13 protein-coding genes are annotated in these 19498 nt (G+C 69.0%); 3 read left to right on the top strand and 10 right to left on the bottom strand.

From position 1 onward, the window contains the following. Positions 1 to 47: 47 nt before the first annotated feature. Positions 48 to 1676 carry a peptide chain release factor 3 gene (locus QTI51_RS19100; RefSeq protein WP_286515997.1) on the top strand — a complete coding sequence of 543 codons (1629 nt, stop codon included), beginning with the start codon at positions 48 to 50 and terminating at the stop codon, positions 1674 to 1676. A gap of 16 nt (positions 1677 to 1692) precedes the next feature. Here the strand turns inward: QTI51_RS19100 and QTI51_RS19105 are convergent, their stop codons facing one another. From QTI51_RS19105 to QTI51_RS19115, 3 genes are read right to left on the bottom strand one after another with little or no spacing between them, the layout of a single operon-like run. After that, complete coding sequence (locus tag QTI51_RS19105) at positions 1693 to 2496, bottom strand: ABC transporter permease (RefSeq protein WP_116909543.1); 804 nt, start codon at positions 2494 to 2496, stop codon at positions 1693 to 1695. A gap of 1 nt (position 2497) precedes the next feature. After that, positions 2498 to 3280: an ABC transporter permease gene (locus QTI51_RS19110; protein ID WP_371087867.1), complete on the bottom strand. Its 783-nt coding sequence runs from the start codon at positions 3278 to 3280 to the stop codon at positions 2498 to 2500. Positions 3281 to 3336: 56 nt separating this feature from the next. Continuing rightward, positions 3337 to 4332, bottom strand: coding sequence for an ABC transporter ATP-binding protein (locus QTI51_RS19115; protein WP_116909545.1), 996 nt, complete (start codon positions 4330 to 4332; stop codon positions 3337 to 3339). A 110-nt stretch (positions 4333 to 4442) separates the two neighbouring features. Here QTI51_RS19115 and QTI51_RS19120 point away from each other — a divergent pair, with 110 nt between their 5' ends. After that, positions 4443 to 5309, top strand: coding sequence for an HAD-IIB family hydrolase (locus QTI51_RS19120; protein WP_116909546.1), 867 nt, complete (start codon positions 4443 to 4445; stop codon positions 5307 to 5309). Between the two features lie 149 nt (positions 5310 to 5458). Here QTI51_RS19120 and QTI51_RS19125 read toward each other — a convergent pair whose 3' ends face one another. Both QTI51_RS19125 and QTI51_RS19130 read right to left on the bottom strand, forming a co-directional pair. Next, entirely contained in the window at positions 5459 to 6667 is a 1209-nt protein-coding gene (locus tag QTI51_RS19125) for a porin (RefSeq protein WP_116909547.1), read from the bottom strand. Positions 6668 to 6869: 202 nt separating this feature from the next. After that, the gene (locus QTI51_RS19130; RefSeq protein WP_116909548.1) at positions 6870 to 8135 is read right to left on the bottom strand and encodes an MFS transporter; all 1266 of its coding nucleotides are present in this window, start codon (positions 8133 to 8135) and stop codon (positions 6870 to 6872) included. Between the two features lie 89 nt (positions 8136 to 8224). Between QTI51_RS19130 and QTI51_RS19135 the strand changes: the two genes are divergently transcribed. After that, complete coding sequence (locus QTI51_RS19135; RefSeq protein WP_116909549.1) at positions 8225 to 8845, top strand: TetR/AcrR family transcriptional regulator; 621 nt, start codon at positions 8225 to 8227, stop codon at positions 8843 to 8845. Between the two features lie 14 nt (positions 8846 to 8859). On the opposite strand, the gene QTI51_RS19140 is transcribed toward QTI51_RS19135, so the two are convergent. From QTI51_RS19140 to uvrA, 5 genes are all read right to left on the bottom strand, one after another. Next, positions 8860 to 10008 carry a Fic family protein gene (locus QTI51_RS19140; RefSeq protein WP_116909550.1) on the bottom strand — a complete coding sequence of 383 codons (1149 nt, stop codon included), beginning with the start codon at positions 10006 to 10008 and terminating at the stop codon, positions 8860 to 8862. A gap of 131 nt (positions 10009 to 10139) precedes the next feature. Next, a complete protein-coding gene (locus QTI51_RS19145) occupies positions 10140 to 11111 on the bottom strand; it encodes a Bug family tripartite tricarboxylate transporter substrate binding protein (protein WP_116909551.1) in 972 nt (323 codons plus the stop codon). 176 nt (positions 11112 to 11287) lie between these two features. After that, positions 11288 to 12328 carry a histone deacetylase family protein gene (locus tag QTI51_RS19150; protein ID WP_116909552.1) on the bottom strand — a complete coding sequence of 347 codons (1041 nt, stop codon included), beginning with the start codon at positions 12326 to 12328 and terminating at the stop codon, positions 11288 to 11290. 43 nt (positions 12329 to 12371) lie between these two features. Further along, on the bottom strand, positions 12372 to 13421 hold the full coding sequence (ocd, locus tag QTI51_RS19155) for an ornithine cyclodeaminase (RefSeq protein WP_116909553.1): 1050 nt from the start codon (positions 13419 to 13421) through the stop codon (positions 12372 to 12374). Positions 13422 to 13666: 245 nt separating this feature from the next. Then, complete coding sequence (uvrA, locus tag QTI51_RS19160; RefSeq protein WP_286515996.1) at positions 13667 to 19498, bottom strand: excinuclease ABC subunit UvrA; 5832 nt, start codon at positions 19496 to 19498, stop codon at positions 13667 to 13669.

A 19498-nucleotide genomic window follows, 5' to 3' on the forward strand; every position in this document is an offset into this window, starting at 1 on the left:
TTCGCGCCCTCCTAAAATCGCGGCATTCCCCCCGCAGATTGCCCACCTTGTCTTTTCTCGCCGAAACCCGCCGCCGTCGCACCTTCGCGATCATTTCCCACCCTGACGCCGGCAAGACCACGCTGACCGAGAAGCTGCTGCTTTTCTCCGGCGCGATCCAGATCGCCGGCTCGGTGAAGGCGCGCAAGGCCTCGCGCCACGCCACCTCCGACTGGATGGAAATCGAAAAGCAGCGCGGCATCTCGGTGGCCTCGTCGGTCATGCAGATGCTGTACCGCGACCACGTCATCAACCTGCTCGACACGCCCGGCCACAAGGACTTCTCCGAAGACACTTACCGCGTGCTCACCGCCGTCGACTCGGCCCTGATGGTGATCGATGCGGCCAACGGCGTGGAAGCGCAGACGCGCCGGCTCATCGAGGTCTGCCGCCAGCGCGACACGCCCATCATCACCTTCGTGAACAAGATGGACCGCGAAGTGCGCGAGCCGCTGGACATCCTGGACGAAGTGGAGCGCGAGCTCGGCATGCCCTGCGTGCCCATGACCTGGCCCGTGGGCCAGGGCAAGAGCTTCCGCGGGATCATGAACCTGCGCACGCAGGCCATGACGGTGTTCGAGTCGGGCAGCGAGCGCCTGCCGCACGACTTCGAGACCATTCCGCTGAGCGAGCGCGAAACGCTCACCAAGCGCTTCGGCGCCGACTTCGACAGCGCCATGGACAGCATGGAGCTGGTCACCGGCGCCTCGCCCACCTGGGACCGCGAGGCCTTCTTGGCAGGCAAGCAGACGCCGGTGTTCTTCGGCTCGGGCGTGAACAACTTCGGCGTGATGGAAGTGCTCGATGCGCTGGTCGACCTGGCGCCCTCGCCGCAGTCGCGCACCAGCACCACGGTGGTCAACCGCCAGCCGGTGGTGAAGGAGATCCAGCCCGAGGACAAGGACTTCGCGGGCGTGGTCTTCAAGGTGCAGGCCAACATGGACGCCAACCACCGCGACCGCATCGCCTTCGTGCGCATGGCCTCGGGCAAGTACACGCCGGGCATGAAGCTGAAGGTGCAGCGCACCTCGAAGGAGCTGCGCCCCACCAGCGTGGTGACCTTCATGAGCCAGCGCCGCGAGGCGGTGGAAGAGGCCTACGCGGGCGACATCGTGGGCTTCACCACGCACGGCGGCGTGCAGCTGGGCGACACCATCACCGACGGCGCGAGCCTGCAGTTCACCGGCCTGCCCTTCTTCGCGCCGGAGCTGTTCATGACGGTGATCCTGAAGAATCCGCTGCGCACCAAGCAGCTGCAGCAGGGCCTGGCCCAGCTCGGCGAGGAAGGCGCCATCCAGGTGTTCCGCCCCGAGGTCGGCGGGCCGATGCTGCTGGGCGCGGTCGGCCAGCTGCAGTTTGAAGTGGTGCAGCACCGCCTGAAGGCCGAGTACGACGCCGACGTGCGGCTCGAAGGCTGCCAGTACACCGGCGCGCGCTGGATCACGGCCGACACCCCGGCCGAGCTGCGCGAGTTCGTCAATGCCTACCCGGTGCGCATGGCCAAGGACGCGGCCGACACGCTGGCCTTCCTGTGCACCTCGCCGTACGACGTGCGGCTGGCGCAGGAGCGGTTCCCGAAGATCCACTTCCACCCGCTGCGCGAGCACGCGGGGCTGGCGCTGCAGAACGCCGGCTGACGCAGGCCGGCGGGGCTCAGCTCCCCGTCGACGCGTAGTGGCGCAGCCCGAAGCGCCACGCCCCGAACGCCGCCGCGAGAAACACGAAGCCCGCGAGCGGCGACACCCAGCCCACCCATGCGGGCGCCCCCAGCGGATCGACCTTTTCCAGGATCGCCAGCACCGGGTAATAGGCCACGCAGGCCAGCGGCACCACGAAGGTCAGCACGCGGCGAAACCACCGCGCATAGAGCGCCAGCGGGTACTGCGCCGCCTGCACGCCGCCGTAGGTCAGCACGTTCGCGACCTCCAGGCTTTCGACGGTCCAGAACGACAGCGTGCCCTGCAGCACCAGAATGCCCAGGAACAGCGCCACGCCGCCGGCCAACGCGAACAGCGCGACGGCCACGGCGCCCGGCGTCCACGCCACGCCCGCCTGTACCGTGCCGAACGCCATCACCGCCACGCCCTGCAGCAGCCGGCCCGCACGGCTGATGCGGAAGTCGTTGCCCATCAACTGCAGCGCGAGCGGGCGCGGGCGCAGCAGCAGGCGGTCGAAGGCGCCGGTGCGCAAAAACTCGGTGCCCAGCACGTCGAAGCCGCGGCCCATGGCGTCGGCCAGCGCGAACATGCAGTTCACCAGGCCATAGAACAGCGCGACCTCGCCGATGCGCCAGCCCTGCACCTCGCCGAAGCGATGGAACAGCGCCCACACGGCGACCACCTCGATGCCGGTGCCCAGGAACTGGCCGACCGTCAGCATCAGCGCCGAAGCGGGGTAGCGGGCCTGGGCGCCAAGGGAGGCCCTGACCAGCCGGAAGAAGAGAGGGAGGGTGCCCATGTCAGCCCCCCTGGATCTGAAGACTGCGCATCGTGCGCCCCATCGCGAAGCGCCCCGCCGCGACCAGCACCACGGTCCAGAAGCACTGCAGGCCCAGCCCGCCCACCGCGTGCCAGCCGCTCAGCTGGCCGAAATACAGCCGCGCCGGAATGTCCATCAGCCCGGCCAGCGGCTGCAGCAGCAACGCGGTCTGCCAGCCGTCCGGCAGCAGGGCGAGCGGCAGCAGGTTGCCCGAGAACACGATGACCACCGGCGTCGCCACCGCGCTGATGCCGCGCTCGTTCAGCGCCGCCGTGGCCGCCACGTTGAGCAGCATCACCATCGAGGCCGACAACAGCAGCGCGAGCAGCGTCGACAGCACGAAGGCGAGCCCCGCGGCGGCATTCGCCGGAAGCTGCCACGCCCATTCGTTCAAGCCCGCCAGCGGCAACGCGACCGCGGCGAAAGCCGCCATCAGCGCCACGCGGGGCAGCACGCGCGCGGCGATCCAGCCGGCGCTGCGCGCGAACCACAGCGCGTAGGCGTCCACCGGGCGCAGCCGGTCGTACGCCACGGAGCCGGTGCGCACGGCCTGCGCCACTTCCGGGTCGCCCAGCCAGGGCAGCAGCACGAGCAGCCCCTGGGCCAGCCAGGTGTAGGTGATGGCCTGCGGGAGCGACATCGACGCGCTCGCGCCCGCGATGGCCGTGCCGCCGTAGAAGGCCGCGAACACCATCACCTTGATGCCGCCCCACCAGCACTGCGTGGCAAAGCCCGCGAGCGCGGCGGTGCGGTACTGCAGCATCTGCAGGAAGCGCGACGCGAAGGCCGCGACGTAGGGGCGGGCGAGGTCGTGCGGCGTCACGCTTCGCCGGCTCCGTGCATGGCATAGAAGCGCGCGATGACGGCCTCGATCGCCAGGCCTTCCAGGCGAATGTCTTCCACCGCGTGCGCGCCCGCGATGCGCGCGATGAGCGCGGGCGCGGCGGTCACGGCCGGGTCGAAGTCGAGCACCAGCGTCTGGCCGTCGCGCGAGTGCACGCGGGCGCCGTCCACCTGCAGGGGCAGTTGCGCGTGCGGTGCAAAGTCGACCACCAGCCTGCGCTCGGCCATCACCTGCGCGCGCAGCGCCTCGACCGGGCTGTCGGCCAGCACGCGGCCGTGGCCGATGATGATCACGCGCCGCGCCAGCGCCTCGATGTCGTGCATGTCGTGCGTGGTCAGCAGCACGGTGGTGCCGCGCTCGCGGTTGGCGCGGCGCACGAAGTCGCGCACGGCCAGTTTCGAGGGCGCATCCAGGCCGATGGTCGGCTCGTCGAGGAACACGATGTCGGGCTCGTGCAGCAGCGCCGCCGCGATCTCCGCGCGCATGCGCTGGCCCAGCGACAGCTGGCGCACCGGCTGGTCGAGCACGCGCTCCAGGTGCAGCAGCGCGACCAGCTCGTCGCGCGTGCGGCGGTAGCGCACCGGGTCCACCCGGTAGATGTCGCGCAGCAGGTCGAAGCCGTCGCCCACCGGCAGGTCCCACCACAGCTGCGTGCGCTGGCCGAAGACCACGCCGATGCGCGCCACGTGGCGCTCGCGGTCGGCGAAGGGGTCGCGCCCGTCGACTTCCACGCGCCCGCCGTCGGGCCGCAGGATGCCCGCGAGGATCTTGATGGTGGTCGACTTGCCCGCGCCGTTCGGCCCGATGAAGCCCAGCAGCTCGCCGCGCTCCAGCGAAAACGACACGCCCGACAGCGCCTCCACCGTGCGATGGCGGCGCTGCACGAGCCCGCGCAGCGCGCCCATCACGCCGGGGTCGCGCTCGGAGATGCGGTAGGTCTTGAGGAGTCGGTCGACGAGGATGTGTGGCATGGAATCAGTCAGGCGCCGCACCGGCCCCTGTGGCGCAGGGTGGGTGACGGGGGGCGGGATGCTACACGAATGCGCCGGTACGATTCGCGGCTCCCCACGGATTCCTTTCCATGCCAGCTTCGCCCTTGTCTTCGTCTTCTTCGTCCTTGTCTTCTTCCCTGCCCTCCTCCCCCCACCACCTGCTGCCGCTGGCCCGATGGGAGGCCGCCGCGCGCGGCGCGCTCGTCGGCGTGTTCACCGACATCGACGACACGCTGACGCACGAAGGCGCGATCACGCCCGACGCATTGCAGGCGCTGGCCGACCTCAAGGCCGCGGGGCTGTCGGTGGTGGCGATCACCGGACGGCCGGTGGGCTGGAGCCTGCCCTTCGTCAACAGCTGGCCGGTCGATGCCATCGTGGCGGAGAACGGCGCGGTGGCGCTGCTGCCCACGGCCGACGGCCAGGTCGAGAAGCGCTACCAGCAGGACGCCGCCACGCGCGCCGCCAACTTCGCGCGCATGCAGGCCGTGCTGGCGCGCATCGAGCGCGAGATTCCGGGCGCCGCGCGCGCCACCGACTCGCCGGGGCGCGAGACCGACATCGCCATCGACCACAGCGAGTTCGTGCAGCTGAGCGACGCCACCGTCGCGCAGGTGGTCGCGCTGATGCGCGGCGAAGGCATGCACGCCACGGTGAGCAGCATCCACATCAACGGCTGGTACGGCGACAACGACAAGCTCGAGGGCGCGCGCTGGATCGTGCGCGAGCTGTGGGGCCGCGCGCTGGACGACGAGATGGACCGCTGGGCCTACGTGGGCGACTCCACCAACGACCAGCTGATGTTCCGCAGCTTCGCGCACAGCATCGGCGTGGCCAACGTGGCGCGCTTCGTGCCGCAGCTGGAGCACCTGCCGCGCTATGTGACGCAGGGCGAGCGCGGCGCCGGGTTCGCAGAAGCGGCGCGCGCGGTGCTGGCTGTTCGCGAACGGACTTGAACCGGCGTCGACCGGACGTTCAATTGCCGCTGAATGCGTGATGCACCGAGGCAAAGAAACAACACGCAGGCGAAAAAAAAGCCCGCACGAGGCGGGCTGAAAAGGACCGATGAAGGACCTTGGAGAAACAGTGAAGACCGGGCCGCGCCTTAGAAGGCGTGGCGAATGCCGAACTCGTAGCCCATCGACGACTTGGCCTGCAGCGCCGTGCCGTTGAACGTGGTGCTGAACGACGGGCCGGCGCCGATCGTGAGGCCCGCGCCGTTCTTGTTGCTCACGCGCGCCACCGTGGCGTAGAGCGCCGTGCGCTTCGACAGGTTGTGCACGTAGCCCACCGCCAGCTTGTTGGCCTTGGGGTCGGCGGGGTTGACGCCGAACAGCGTCGGCACGCGGTTGAAGTCGTACTTGACCTGCGAGTACGAAGCGCGGATCTGGCCCGGGCCGATCGGCACCATCACGCCGATCAGGTAGCCGGTGAGGTCCACGTCGGGCACCACGGTGAAGGGGTTGAGCGGGTCGCGCTGGTCCTTCGAACGCGAGTACTCGCCGAACAGCTTGGCCACGCCGAAGTCGTAGGTCGCGCCGAGGTTGAAGGTCTTGACCTTGCCCGGACGCGCCACGGCGGCGGCACCGGTGCCGGTCGTGAAGCTGGTGTCGTTCTGCGCGTAGCTGGCGGCCACGTCGAGCGGGCCGGCCGCGTAGCCGATGCGCCCGCCGATGTGGCGGCCGGTGTCGGTGGAGGCGGCAGTGGCGAAGCTGGCCGAGGTGCGGGTGTTCTCATGCAGCGCGTAGCCCACGTTGCCGTAGAAGCCGCCCAGGTTGCGCGGCAGGTAGTACTGCACCATGTTGCCGGCGCGCTTGTAGGTGCTGTTGCTGCCGTAGCCGGTGCCCGAGACGCTGGTTTCGTTGGCGTCGATGATCAGCGAGCCGCCGATGCCGGTGTCGGCGAAGGGGTCGAACTGCTCTTCGTTCAGCACCGTGGTCGTCTTGTCGCGGCCCAGGCGAATCTCGCCGAAGCTGCCGGCCAGGCTCACGGTGGAGCGGCGGCTGAAGCTGGAGATGCCGGTGGCGCCATCGTCGTTGGTGATCGGGGCTTCGAGCCAGAAGCTGGCCGACAGGCCGCCGCCCAGGTCTTCCACGCCGCGGAAGCCGAGGCGGCTGGAGCTCAGGCCCGAGTTGGCCAGTTCGGTGCGGCTCGCTTTCACGCTGTAGCCGGGGCCGAACACATTCGTCGACACGCTCTTGTTCGCTACGTTGCGCACGGCAGCATCAACCACGCCGAACAGGGTCACGGTCGATTGCGCCGACGCGGCACCGCAGGCCGCCAGGGCAGCCAGAACAAGCAGGGATTTTTTCATTCGTCACTCCAAGAAAGGGGAATTGCCGCGCCGGCCTGCGGCGCGACTGTCAAAGCCCGGGCCTTGCTGCCTCGGGATGCCCCAAGTCTTGTTTCGAGTGAAGACGTACGAATTACATAGGGTTAACACTTAATTTCGCGAAGGGACTTAGGTTTGACTGCCTCCGCATTTCTGTGGCAGGTGCTCGACCACACAAGGCTGACTACTCGCTGACCGGCAATGCGCGCCCTTTGCCGGCCAGCGCCGCGGTCTGCCGCCAGGTGCCGAAGGCCGCGATCAGCAACAGCACCGCGGCATAGCCTTGGGCGGTGTTCAGCAAGCCCAGCGGCGCGACCAGGAAGCCCGCGAGCATCGCGGGCAGGCTGAACGCCAGATAGCTCACCACGAAGATCGCCGCGAACAGCTCGCCGCGTTCGTGCGACTGCGCCAGCGGCGCCAGCGTTTGCACCAGCGCCGAGAACGCGCCGCCGAAGCCGATGCCCGCCACCGCCGTGCCCACGAAGAACAGCGCCAGCGAGCGCGTGGCCAGCGACGCCAGCAGCAGCGCCAGCCCGATCACCATGCTCGCCATGCCGAACATGGCCGGCCGCGGCGCCGCGAAGCGTCCGAGCAGCGTCGGCGCGATGGCGCCCATGCCGGAGAGCACCGCCACCGTCAACCCGTTGACCACGCCGTTGTCGACGCCGAACACATGCAGCATCAGCGAGGGCGCCAGCGACAGGAACAGCCCGCCCAGCGCCCACACCGCGATGAACACCGGCAGGCCGCGCACGAACTCGGCCCGCGCCTTCACGGGAATGGACACGCGCGGCACCAGCGAGGCCAGCGCGCCGGCGCGCGGCGTGACCGTTTCGGGCATCCACAGCACCACCACCGCACCCGCCGCGAACACCAGGGCCAGGCCGCCGAACACCCACAGCACCGGCTGCACGGAGAACTTCACGGCAATGCCCGTCAGCAGCGCCCCCACCGCCAGGCCGGCCAGCGGCGACACGCTGGTGATGAGCGCGCCCAGCCGCTTGCGCGAGGCCGGCGCCGCCTCGACCACCGCCGCGCTCAGCGCCCCGCTCGCGATGCCCGTGGCCACGCCCTGCACCACCCGCGCGACGATCAGCCCGCCGATGTCGTTCGCCAAGAGGAAAAGGCCCATCGCCACCGCTTGCAGCACCAGCGCCGCCAGCACCACCGGGCGGCGCCCGATGTGGTCCGACACCGAGCCGGCGACCAGCAGCGACAGCAGCAACGCAATCGCGTAGATCGCGAAGGCCACCGTCAGCATCGACGACGAGAAATGCCAGGCATGCTGGAACACCACGAACAGCGGCGACGGCGCGCTGGCGGCAAAGAAAAAGGCGAACAGCACCGTCGCGAGCAACACGAAGGCCACGTTCGCGGGCACGCGCCTTGGCTTGGCGCGAGCAGCCAGGGCGGCGGTGCTGGCGGCGAGGTCGGGGCAGGTGGAGGGCATGTCGGATCCTTAATGCAACTTTTTTTGCTTTTGTGATTCTAGGCTTGAGAAGCAGCTAAAGCAAATATCTTTGCGTTAAAGTCCGAAACATGAACGACGTCGCCATTTCTCCGGGTTCCACTGTCACTTCCAACGCCCCCCTTCCGAGCGCTCCGGGCAAGCGCCCCGGCGGGCGCAGCGCGCAGGTGCAGGCGCTGGTGCGCACCGCGCTCGAAGAACTCGTGGCCGAGCAGGGGCGCGAGCGGGTCACCGTGCCGGCCGTGGCCGAGCGCGCGGGCGTGAGCGCCTCCAGCATCTACCGGCGCTGGGGCGACCTGCAGGGCCTGCTGGCGGAAACTGCCACGCACCGGCTCGACCCGAACCGGCCGCTGCCGAACACCGGCGCGCTCCGCGTGGACCTGGAAGCCTGGGCACGCGAACTCATCGAACACCTGGCCAAGCCATGCAACACCTCGCTGCTGAAGGCCGCGGCCGCGCTGGCCACCGGCTATGCGGACACCGATTGCCTGCGCAACCGCCGCAAGGAAGCATTAGCGATGGTGGAACAGGCGCGCGCCCGCGGGGAGCGGGCTCCGGAGGCGCAGCAGGTGATCGACCACCTGATCGCGCCCATCGTGTTCCGGCTGGTGTTCGGGGGGGAGCCGGTGAAGGGAGAGTTGGCGGGGCGGTTGGTGGAGGAGTTGTTTGCGATCGCGGCACCGGGCCGCTGAGGCGCTGAGCGAGATCAGCGCGAGAGCAGCGCGATGTACGACTGGTAGCTGAAGCTGCGGTTCTTCTTCTGGCCGGTCACTTCCGCCACGATGCCCAGGCTCTCAAGCAACTTCACCGCGGCGTTGGCGGTAGGAAAACTGGTTTCCAGCTTTTCCCGAGCCCGCTCCACCGTGAAGCGCGGCATCAACGGCAACAACTCGAAGAGCTTGTAGCTGGCCGGCCCGGCCTTGGGGTCTTGCAGCAGGCGACGGCGGTCCGACGTCACAAGGCTCGCAATGGCGACGACACCGCGTTCGGCATCGCTTGCGGCAACGGCCACGCCTTCGAGGAAGAAGCTGACCCACCCCTCCCAGTCGCCCTCCGCCCGTATGTTCGACAGACGGCGGTAGTACTCCGCCTGGTGCTGCTTGAGATACCCGCTGAGGTACATCAGGGGCTCGGGCAGCAAGGCCCAGTGCTCCAGCAGCGCGGCGATCAGCAACCTGCCGATGCGGCCATTGCCGTCGAGAAAGGGATGGATGGTCTCGAACTGCGCATGCACCAAGGCAATCTTGACCAACGGTGGCAGTTCCGAGGCAGGTGTTCCGTGGATGAAGCGCTCCATGTCGGCCAGCAGCGCGGCAACGCGCTCCGCGGGCGGGGGCACGAACACCGCGTTGCCGGGTCGCGTACCGCCGATCCAGTTCTGCGAGCGGCGCAGCGCGCCGGGCTGCTTGCCTGCCCCGCGCACGCCGTCCAGCAGGAGGCTGTGCGCGTCGGAAAGCAGCCGCACGCTGATAGGCAAGCCCTGGGGATCGCGCAGGTTGTCTTGCACCAGACGAAAGGCGCGCAGGTAGTTGGTCACTTCCTCCACGTCGTCCGTGTTGCGAACGGCAATGCCGGCCTCTTCGTCGAAAAGGTCGACCAGCGTGGCCTGGGTGCCTTCGATCTGCGAGGTGAGCAGCGCTTCCTTGCGGATGGCGCTGTAGAGAAGCCAGTCCACCGACGGAACCAATCCCGACACGCCGGACAAGCGGGCCAGCGCCAGTTCTGCGGCACGGTTCAACTCGATGAAGGATTCCCCGGCCAATGCAGGCTTGCGCGGGGGCAGCGCATGCGGCACGAACGCCTGGACGGCCTCACCCAGCGTGGTGGAAATGGCGTAGGTGCCGGTGCTGCGCATTGAATGAAAGCCTTCTTGAATTGGCGACCGGCATATTAAAGCTCTCTTTAATATCCGACGCCATCAAGAAAACGCCAGCGAATTCCGAACCGCGCGCACAAATGCGCAGAAATCGGCTGGCCGCCGGCGCCTCACTTTTCTTTCGCCAACCCCAGCTTCTCGATCACCACCTTCTCCTTCACCACCGTGTCCTGCGCGAACTTGGTGTACGTCGCCGAGCTCATGTAGTTCGGCAGCATGTCGTAGCGACCCAGCGAGGCCACGTAGCTCGGCTCTTCCATCGCCTGCTTGAACGCGTCGTGCAGCTTCTTCACCACCTCGGGCGGCGTGCCCTTGGGGGCGCCGATGCCGAACGGCGAGTTCTGCACCACGTCGTAACCCAGCTCCTTCAGCGTGGGTGCATCGGGGAACTTGGCCAGGCGCTTCTCGCCCCAGGTGTTCAGCACGCGCAGCTTGCCGGCCTCGACCTGCGGCGCGAAGCCGGTGCTGTCGGCGGCGGCCATCAGCTGGCCGCTGACCACCGCGAGCATCAGGTCGGCGCTGCCCTTGTAGGGCACGTGCTGCAGCTCGATGCCGGCCTTCTGCGCGACGATCTCGGTCGTCAGGTGCGGGCTGGTGAGGTTGCCGGTGGAACCGTAGGTCAGCTTGCCGGGGTTGGCCTTGGCGTAGGCGACGAAGTCGGCCCAGGTCTTGAAGGGGCTGTTGGCCGGCACCACGATGCCGAAGGCATAGCCGGTGACGTTCAGCACGTACGTGATGTCCTTCAGCGGGTCCCAGTTGATCTTGGTGGTGTAGCCCAGGCGGAACACGCCCAGCGGGATCTGCGCGACGGTGTAGCCGTCGGGCTGCGAGGTCTGCAGCGCCTGCGCGGGCAGCGTGCCGCCGGCGCCGGGCTTGTTGTCGATGATCACGGGCTGGCCGAGGATCTTGCTCGCGTTGTCCGCGAGCTGGCGCATGGTGATGTCGGTCGGGCCGCCGGCCGGGAAGGCGATGACCAGCTTGATGGGCTTGGCGGGAAAAGCTTGAGCGAAAGCCGCCAGCGGGGAAACGAGACCGCACGCGGCAAGCGTGGCGGCACAGAGGAAAGAAGAGCGGCGCAGCATGGCTGACTGGATCCTGACTAAAAGAAGCGCTGATTGGGCCTTGCCGGGTCGGCAAAGGCAATCGGGGCGGCCCTGATTGCCCGGCTGAAACAAGGCCATTCCGGCGATCCGAGTCGCCTGCGCGTCACACGGCTGCTTGTCTGTTGCCTGTCGGCCATCAGCCGACAGCCAGCCAGCTACGCCTGCGCAAAGCCTTCCAGCACATTGACCGCATTGACCCCCACCTCGGCCACCGCATAGCCGCCCTCGAACACGAACACGGTCGGCAAGCCGGCGCGCGCCAGGTCTTCGCCCATGCGCAGGTAGTCGTCGCTCTTCAACTTGAAGCCGGAAATCGGGTCGCCCTCGAAGGTGTCGACACCGAGCGACACCACCAGCGCGCCGGCCTTCACCTCGGCGATGCGCGCCAGCGCGGTCTTCAGCGCCGCGCGCCAGGCGGCGAAGCCGGTGCCGCGCGGCAGCGGCAGGTTGTGGTTGAAGCCTTCGCCCCGGCCCTCGCCGCGCTCGTCGGCGTGGCCCAGGTAGTACGGGTAGTCGGTCAGCGGGTCGCCGTGCAGGCTGGCGAAGTGCACGTCGTCGCGCCCGTAGAAGATGGCCTGTGTGCCGTTGCCGTGGTGGTAGTCCACATCGAGCACGGCCACGCGCTCCACGCCGGTGTCGCGCAGCGCCTGGGCCGCGACGGCCGCGTTGTTGACGAAGCAGTAGCCGCCGAAGAAGTCGGCCCCGGCGTGATGCCCCGGCGGGCGGGTCAGCGCGAAGGCCGCGCGCTCGCCGCCGGCCACGCGCTGCGCCGCGGTCCATGCGCAGGCCGCGCCGTGCCGCGCCGCCGCCCAGCTGCCGGCCATCAGCGGCGTGCCGGCGTCGAAAGAAAACAACCCCATGCGCGCCGGAAAACTCTTCGGCAACACGTCGGTGCGCATGCCGCGCGTGGGCCAGTACGAAGGCAGCGCGTCGCGCGTCGCGTTGGCCGGGTCCAGCGCCACCCACTCGTCCCAGGCATGCGCGATGAAGTCCAGGTAGCGCGGCGCATGCACTTTGGCCAGCAGCGCCTCGTCGAAGGCATCGGGCAATTGCAGCGGGCCGAGCGCGCGGCGCTCCAGCTCGTGCTTCACGTGGTCGACGCGCGCCGGCACCTCGAAGCACGGCACGAGTTCGCCACGGAACATCTCGACTTTGCCCTGGTGAAGAACGTGCTGGTCGTTGTAGATGGTGAGCATGAGGCAACGCGGCGGCGGCGGCAGGCGGTGATGAAGCCGCCGATCATGCCGCACGCCGCAGCACCGCCCGGCGCCTGCCGGAGGCCGTGAGCCCGAACAGGTCCTTGGGGTCGTCGAGCTCCGGCACCAGCGCAATCTGCTGGCCGATGCCGCGCTCGGTCGCCACGCGCTGGATGTAGCGCAGCGCCGTGTAGTCCTCCAGCGCGAAGCCGACCGAATCGAACAGCGTGACCTGCTGCGCGCTCTCGCGCCCCGGCACTTCGCCGAGCAGCACGCGCCACAGCTCGTGCACCGGAAAGTCGGCCGCCGCCTGCTGGATCTCGCCCTCCACGCGGGTCTGCGGCTCGTACTCGACGAACACGCGCGCCAGCGGCAGCACGCCGGGGTGCAGCTCGGTCTTGCCGGGGGAGTCGCCGCCCACGGCGTTGATGTGCATGCCGGGCTCGATCATCCCGGGCGTGAGCACGGCGGCGTGGCCCTGGTAGGCGGTGATGGTGGTGACGATGTCCGCGCCGCGCACGGCCTCGGCCACGGAGCGCGCGCGCACGATGTCCAGCGGCGTGCAGGCCGACAGGTGGCGCACCAGCTTGTCGGTGGCGTGCGGGTCGGTGTCAAACACGCGCACTTCCTCGATGCCCAGCAGCGCGTGGAAGGCCAGCGCCTGGAACTCGCTTTGCGAGCCGTTGCCGATCAACGCGAGGCTGCGCGAATCGGGCCGCGCCAATGCCTTGGCGGCCATGGCCGAGGTGGCGGCGGTGCGCAAGGCGGTGGTGAGCGTGAGCTCCGACAGCAGCACGGGGTAGCCCGTGTCCACCTCGGCCAGCACGCCGAAGGCCATCACGGTGGGGAGCCCCACCTGCGTGTTGTGCGGATGGCCGTTGACGTACTTGAAGGCATAGGCGCCGTCGTCGGCCACGGGCATCAGCTCGATCACGCCCAGGTGCGAGTGGCTGGCCACGCGCGCCTTCTTGTCGAACTCGCGCCATCGCAGGAAGTCGTCGCGCAGCGCGTCGGCCAGTGCCTCGAGAAATTGGGGAACGCCGGTTTCGTCGACCAGGCGGACCAGGCTGTGGACATCGATGAAGCGGGTCATGACATGGCTCCTTGCGTAGCCCCGCCGCGGCGCTTCATCCCCTCACATGTCACTCCACCATGGCTGATTCAGGATGCGCCTGCGCCAAGGGTTCGAGCCATTGTGCGCCCGCTTGCAGCGCATGGCGAGTCCCTTCGCACAACACCGCAGAACACCGCGGAACCGGCTTTGCCGGGCCGCTGGTGTCGCCCCCCGGCAGGGGGTTGGCGAAGCGACACGCAGTGCGCGAAGCCTGGGGGCGAGCTCTATCTCGCCAGCACAGGCGCCAGCGCCACGCCCGTGTGCGTGCCCAGCCGCACCACCTCTTCCGGCGGTGCCGCCGCCACGATGCGCCCGCCGGCGTTCCCGCCTTCGGGCCCGAGGTCGAGCACCCAGTCGGCTTCGGCGATCACGTCGAGGTCGTGCTCGATCACCACCACGCTGTGGCCGCCGTTCACCAGCCGGTGCAGCACGTGGATCAGCTTCTCGACGTCGGCCATGTGCAGGCCCACGGTCGGCTCGTCGAGCACGTACAGCGTGTGCGGCGCCTTCTGGCCGCGGCGGGTGATGCCGTCGCGCACCTTGCTGAGCTCGGTCACCAGCTTGATGCGCTGCGCCTCGCCGCCCGACAGCGTGGGCGACGGCTGCCCCAGCGTGAGGTAGCCGAGCCCCACGTCCTTCAGCAGCTGCAGCGGGTGCGCGATGTTGGGCATGCTCGCGAAGAACTCGACGGCCTCGTCGACCTCCATCTTCAGCACGTCGCCGATGCTCTTGCCGCGCCAGCTCACGGCCAGCGTCTCGGGGTTGAAGCGCGCGCCGTGGCACACCTCGCAAGGAACCTTCACGTCCGGCAGGAAGCTCATCTCGATGGTGCGCACGCCTGCGCCTTCACAGCCCGGGCAGCGGCCTTCGCCGGTGTTGAAGCTGAAGCGCGCCGGGCCATAGCCGCGCGCCTTGGCCTCCAGCGTGTCGGCGAACAGCTTGCGGATGGTGTCCCAGAAACCGATGTAGGTGGCCGGGCAGCTGCGCGGCGTCTTGCCGATCGGGGTCTGGTCGACCTCGAGCACGCGGTCGATCACCTCGTAGCCGTCGACGCGGCTGCAGCCGGCCCAGGCCGGGCGCTTGCCGGCGGCATCGGCGTCGCGGCCGGCCTTGGTCATGCGCTGGATGACGACGGCCTGCACGTTGGCCAGCAGCACGTCGCGCGCGAGCGTCGACTTGCCCGAGCCGCTCACGCCGGTGACCACCACTAGGCGGTGCAGCGGCAGCGTGGCGGTCACGTCCTGCAGGTTGTGCAGGTTGGCGCCGTGCACGGTCAGCCATTCGCCGTTGTCCTCGGCCTTGGGGTCGGGCGAGGGCACCAGCCGGCGCGCCTGCAGCGGATGCCTGATGGCATCGCGCAGGTAGCGCCCGGTCTGCGAATCGCCGGCATTCTGGATGTCGGCCACCGAGCCCTCGGCCACCAGCCGGCCGCCGCGCTTGCCCGCGCTCGGGCCGATGTCGATGATGTGGTCGGCACGGCGAATGGTGTCTTCGTCATGCTCCACCACCACCAGCGTGTTGCCCTTTTCACCGAGCTTGTGCAGCGCGTTCAGCAGGATCTGGTTGTCGCGCGCATGCAGGCCGATGGTCGGCTCGTCGAGCACGTAGCACACGCCCTGCAGGTTGCTGCCGAGCTGTGCCGCCAGGCGAATGCGCTGCGCCTCGCCGCCGCTGAGCGTGGGCGCGCCGCGGTCGAGCGTGAGGTAGCCCAGGCCCACTTCCTCGAGGAACTCGAGCCGGCTCTTGATTTCCGGCACCAGGTCGCGCGCAATCTCTGCCTCGCGGCCCGAGAGCGACAGCCCTTCGAACCACTGGCGCACCTCGGTCACGCTCATGCGCGCGAGCTCGGTGATGCCGATGCCGCTCAGCCCGTCGGCCGGCGACGCGCCGAAGCTCACGGCGCGGGCCGTGGCGTTCAGGCGCGTGCCCTGGCAGGTCGGGCAGGCGGTGTCGGCCAGGTCCTCGATCTCGGGTTCGGCGAAGGTCTGTTCGCGGCCCTTGTTGTCGTCGTCGCGCACGGAGTCGTCGAACACCTTGCGCTGGTCCTTGCTGAGCTTCACGCCCGTGCCCACGCAGTCGGGGCACCAGCCGTGCTTGCTGTTGTAGCTGAACAGGCGCGGATCGAGCTCGGCGTAGCTGGTGCTGCACACCGGGCAGGCGCGCAGCGTGGAGAACACGTTGACGCGGCCGATGCCCACGGCGGACACGCCGGCCATCATGGCCGCGCGCAGGCCGTCGAGGTCGCTCAGCACATGCACCACGCCCTTGCCGTGCTCCAGCGCCTTGGTCAGCGCCGCGCGCAGCTCGGTCTCCCTCGAGGGCAATACGTCGAGGCTGGCCACGGGCAGCTCGATGCTGTGCTCCTTGAAGCGGTCGATGCGCGGAAAACCGGTGGTCGGCAGGAAGTCGCCGTCCACCCGCAGGTGGGTGAAGCCGCGCGGGCGCGCCCAGTCGGCCAGCTCGGTGTACACGCCCTTGCGGTTGCTGACCAGCGGCGCGAGCAGGCCGATGTGCTGGCCCTTGAAATTGCGCATCAGCTGCGCGGCGATGCTGTCGGGCGTCTGCGGCTGCACGGCCGCGCCGTCGTGAACGCAGTGCTGGATGCCCAGCTTCACGTACAGCAGCCGCAGGAAGTGCCACACCTCGGTGGTGGTGCCCACGGTGCTCTTGCGTCCGCCGCGCGACAGCCGCTGCTCGATGGCCACGGTCGGCGGAATGCCGTACACCGCGTCCACCTCGGGCCGGCCCGCCGGCTGCACGATGCTGCGCGCGTACGCGTTGAGCGATTCGAGGTAGCGCCGCTGCCCTTCGTTGAACAGGATGTCGAAGGCCAGCGTCGACTTGCCCGAGCCGCTCACGCCCGTCACCACGCTGAACTTGCCGCGCGGAATGTCCACGCTGAGGTTCTTCAGGTTGTGCTCGCGCGCGTTGACGATCTCGATGGCGTTGGCGCCCGGCGCCGTCTTGGCGTTGGCGATGTAGCGGCGCGCGGCGCGCTCGGCCACCTTGTAGGCGTCGGGGCCGATGGCCAGCTCGTAGTCGGCCAGCGCGGCGCCGGTGAGCGAGGCGCGGTTCTCGCGCATCTGCTCGGGCGTGCCCTCGGCCACCACCTGCCCGCCGCCCTCGCCGCCTTCGGGGCCGAGGTCGATCAGCCAGTCGCTCGCGCGAATGACGTCGAGATTGTGCTCGATGACGATCAGCGAATGCCCCGCGTCCAGCAGCTTGCGCAGCGCGCGCATGAGGCGCGCGATGTCGTCGAAGTGCAGCCCGGTGGTCGGCTCGTCGAACAGGAAGAGCGTGCCCTTGCGCGCCAGCAGCTGCTTGCTCGACGTGGCGTTCTTCGCCGCCTCGGCCAGGAAGCCGGCGAGCTTCAGGCGCTGCGCCTCGCCGCCGCTGAGGGTGGGCACGGGCTGGCCCAGCTTCACGTAATCCAGGCCCACGTCGGAAATGGGCTGCAGCACGCGCAGCACGTCGCGGTCGCCTTCGAACACGGTGGCGGCCTCGGCCACCGTCAGGTCGAGCACGTCGGCCACGTTGTAGGTCTTGCCCTTGCGCTCCACGCGCACTTCGAGAATCTCGGGGCGGTAGCGCTTGCCGTCGCAGTCGGGGCAGCGCAGGTACACGTCGGACAGGAACTGCATCTCCACGTGCTCGAAGCCCGAGCCGCCGCAGGTCGGGCAGCGCCCGTCGCCAGAGTTGAAGCTGAACTTGCTCGCGGTGTAGCCGCGCTGGCGCGACAGCGCCGCGGTGGCGAAGATCTCGCGAATCGCGTCCCACGCGCCCACGTAGCTTGCGGGGTTGGAACGCGCGGTCTTGCCGATGGGCGACTGGTCGACGAACACCACGTCGCCCAGGTGGTCGGCGCCCAGCAGGCGGTCGTGCGCGCCGGGGGTTTCAGTGGCCTTGCCGAAGTGGCGCATGAGCGCGGGCGCCAGCACGTCCTGGATGAGCGTGGACTTGCCCGAGCCGCTGACCCCGGTCACGCACACGAGCCGCGCCAGCGGGAACTCGACGGTGACGTTCTTCAGGTTGTGCTCGCGCGCGCCTTCGAGGATGAGGCGGTGCGTGTTCTCGCTCACGAGCCGCTTGAAGCCCATGCCGATCTTCTTGCGCCCACCCAGGTACTGGCCGGTGAGCGTGTCGGCGTCGCGCAGCTGGTCGGTGGTGCCGTCGAACACGATCTGCCCGCCGCGGATGCCGGGGCCGGGGCCCATGTCGATCACGCGGTCGGCCGCGAGCATCACGGCCGGGTCGTGCTCGACCACCACCAGCGTGTTGCCCGCGTCGCGCAGGCGCAGCATGGCCTCGGTGATGCGGTTCATGTCGCGCGGGTGCAGGCCGATGCTGGGCTCGTCGAGCACGAACAGCGTGTTGACCAGCGAAGTGCCGAGCGCCGTCGTGAGGTTGATGCGCTGCACCTCGCCGCCGCTCAGCGTGCGGCTCTGGCGGTCGAGCGTGAGGTAGCCGATGCCGACGTCGTGCAGGTAGCGCAGGCGGGTGGTGATTTCTTCGAAGAGCAACTTCAGGGCCTGGGTTTCTCCCTCACCCCTGCCCTCTCCCGCAAGCGGGAGAGGGAGCAATTCAGAGCCCTCGGTCAACTGCGTTGTCTTGCCCCCTCTCCCGCTTGCGGGAGAGGGTTGGGGTGAGGGCAGCTGCCGGTCGAAGAACTTCCTCAACCGCTCGATAGGCAACAGCATCAAGTCATGCAGGCACAGCCCCGGCAACGCCTCCAGCTGCGCCCGCGTCCACTTCGCGCCGGTCGGCATGAAGCGCTTTTCGGGCGGCAGCACCGCGTCCGCGTCTTCCTTGCTGCCGATGCGCCAGATCAGGCTGTCGAGCTTCAGGCGCGCGCCGCTGCACGTCGGGCACGGCGTGTAGCTGCGGTACTTCGACAAGAGCACGCGGATGTGCATCTTGTAGGCCTTGCTCTCCAGGTAGCCGAAGAAGCGCCGCACGCCGTACCACTGCTTGTTCCAGTTGCCTTCCTTGTAGTTGGGCGTGCCCTCGATCACCCAGTGCTTCTGCTCCTCGGTGAGCTTGTTCCAGGGCGTGTCGCGCGGAATGCCCGCGGACTCGGCGTGGCGCATGAGGTCGTCCTGCGCCTCTTTCCAGGCCGGTGTCTGGATGGTCTTGATCGCGCCCGCGCGCAGCGTGAGCTTGTCGTTCGGAATCACCAGGCCCAGGTCGACGCCGATGACGCGGCCGAAACCGCGGCAGCTGTCGCAGGCACCCACCGCCGAGTTGAACGAGAACATCGACGGGATCGGGTCCGGGTAGCGGATGTCGCTCTCGGGGCAGTGCAGGCCGGTGGAGAACTTCCACACATCCGTCGGCGCGCCTTCGTCGGCGCCCGTGGCGTGCACGGTGACGCGCCCGCTGCCGCGCTTGAGCGCCACCTCGATGGCCTCGACCACGCGCGCGCGCTCGGCGCTGGATGCGCGAAAGCGGTCGGCCACCACGTCGAGCACCTTGCGCGGACCGGTGGGCGTGGCCACCTCGCGCTCGGACTGCACGCGCGTGAAGCCGCTGGCCGACAGCCATTGCGTCACTTCGTCGGCCGTGGTGGTCGCGGGCAGCTCGACCGGAAATGTGACCACCAGCCGCGGATCGCCCGCCGCCGCCGCGCGCTCGACGATCTGCGCGTAGATGCTGTCGGGCGAGTCGTGCCGCACCGGCAGTGCGGTTTCGCGGTCGAACAGGTTGGCCGCGCGTGCGAACAGCAGCTTCAGGTGGTCGTTCAGCTCGGTCATGGTGCCGACCGTGGAGCGCGAGGAGCGCACCGGGTTGGTCTGGTCGATGGCGATGGCGGGCGGCACGCCCTCCACCTTGTCGACGGCCGGCTTGTCCATGCGGTCCAGGAACTGGCGCGCATAGGCGGAGAAGGTTTCCACGTAGCGCCGCTGGCCTTCGGCGTAGAGGGTGTCGAACACCAGGCTCGACTTGCCCGAGCCGCTGGGCCCGGTCACCACGGTCATCTCGCCGGTGCGGATGTCGAGGTCGAGGTTCTGGAGATTGTGCTGGCGTGCGCCGCGAATCCGGATGGAGCCCTGTGTCAT

Source organism: Variovorax sp. J22G73 (assembly GCF_030317035.1).
In the GTDB taxonomy this organism is placed as follows: domain Bacteria; phylum Pseudomonadota; class Gammaproteobacteria; order Burkholderiales; family Burkholderiaceae_C; genus Variovorax.

What these genes read in the sequence shown, in the direction of transcription:
- QTI51_RS19120 (WP_116909546.1), top strand. Translation starts at nt 4,443, where the DNA reads ATGCCAGCTTCGCCCTTGTCTTCGTCTTCTTCGTCCTTGTCTTCTTCC.
- QTI51_RS19140 (WP_116909550.1), bottom strand. Translation starts at nt 10,008, where the DNA reads ATGCGCAGCACCGGCACCTACGCCATTTCCACCACGCTGGGTGAGGCC.
- QTI51_RS19125 (WP_116909547.1), bottom strand. Translation starts at nt 6,667, where the DNA reads ATGAAAAAATCCCTGCTTGTTCTGGCTGCCCTGGCGGCCTGCGGTGCC.
- QTI51_RS19115 (WP_116909545.1), bottom strand. Translation starts at nt 4,332, where the DNA reads ATGCCACACATCCTCGTCGACCGACTCCTCAAGACCTACCGCATCTCC.
- uvrA (WP_286515996.1), bottom strand. Translation starts at nt 19,498, where the DNA reads ATGACACAGGGCTCCATCCGGATTCGCGGCGCACGCCAGCACAATCTC.
- QTI51_RS19130 (WP_116909548.1), bottom strand. Translation starts at nt 8,135, where the DNA reads ATGCCCTCCACCTGCCCCGACCTCGCCGCCAGCACCGCCGCCCTGGCT.
- QTI51_RS19145 (WP_116909551.1), bottom strand. Translation starts at nt 11,111, where the DNA reads ATGCTGCGCCGCTCTTCTTTCCTCTGTGCCGCCACGCTTGCCGCGTGC.
- QTI51_RS19135 (WP_116909549.1), top strand. Translation starts at nt 8,225, where the DNA reads ATGAACGACGTCGCCATTTCTCCGGGTTCCACTGTCACTTCCAACGCC.
- QTI51_RS19110 (WP_371087867.1), bottom strand. Translation starts at nt 3,280, where the DNA reads ATGCTGCAGTACCGCACCGCCGCGCTCGCGGGCTTTGCCACGCAGTGC.
- QTI51_RS19150 (WP_116909552.1), bottom strand. Translation starts at nt 12,328, where the DNA reads ATGCTCACCATCTACAACGACCAGCACGTTCTTCACCAGGGCAAAGTC.
- QTI51_RS19105 (WP_116909543.1), bottom strand. Translation starts at nt 2,496, where the DNA reads ATGGGCACCCTCCCTCTCTTCTTCCGGCTGGTCAGGGCCTCCCTTGGC.
- ocd (WP_116909553.1), bottom strand. Translation starts at nt 13,421, where the DNA reads ATGACCCGCTTCATCGATGTCCACAGCCTGGTCCGCCTGGTCGACGAA.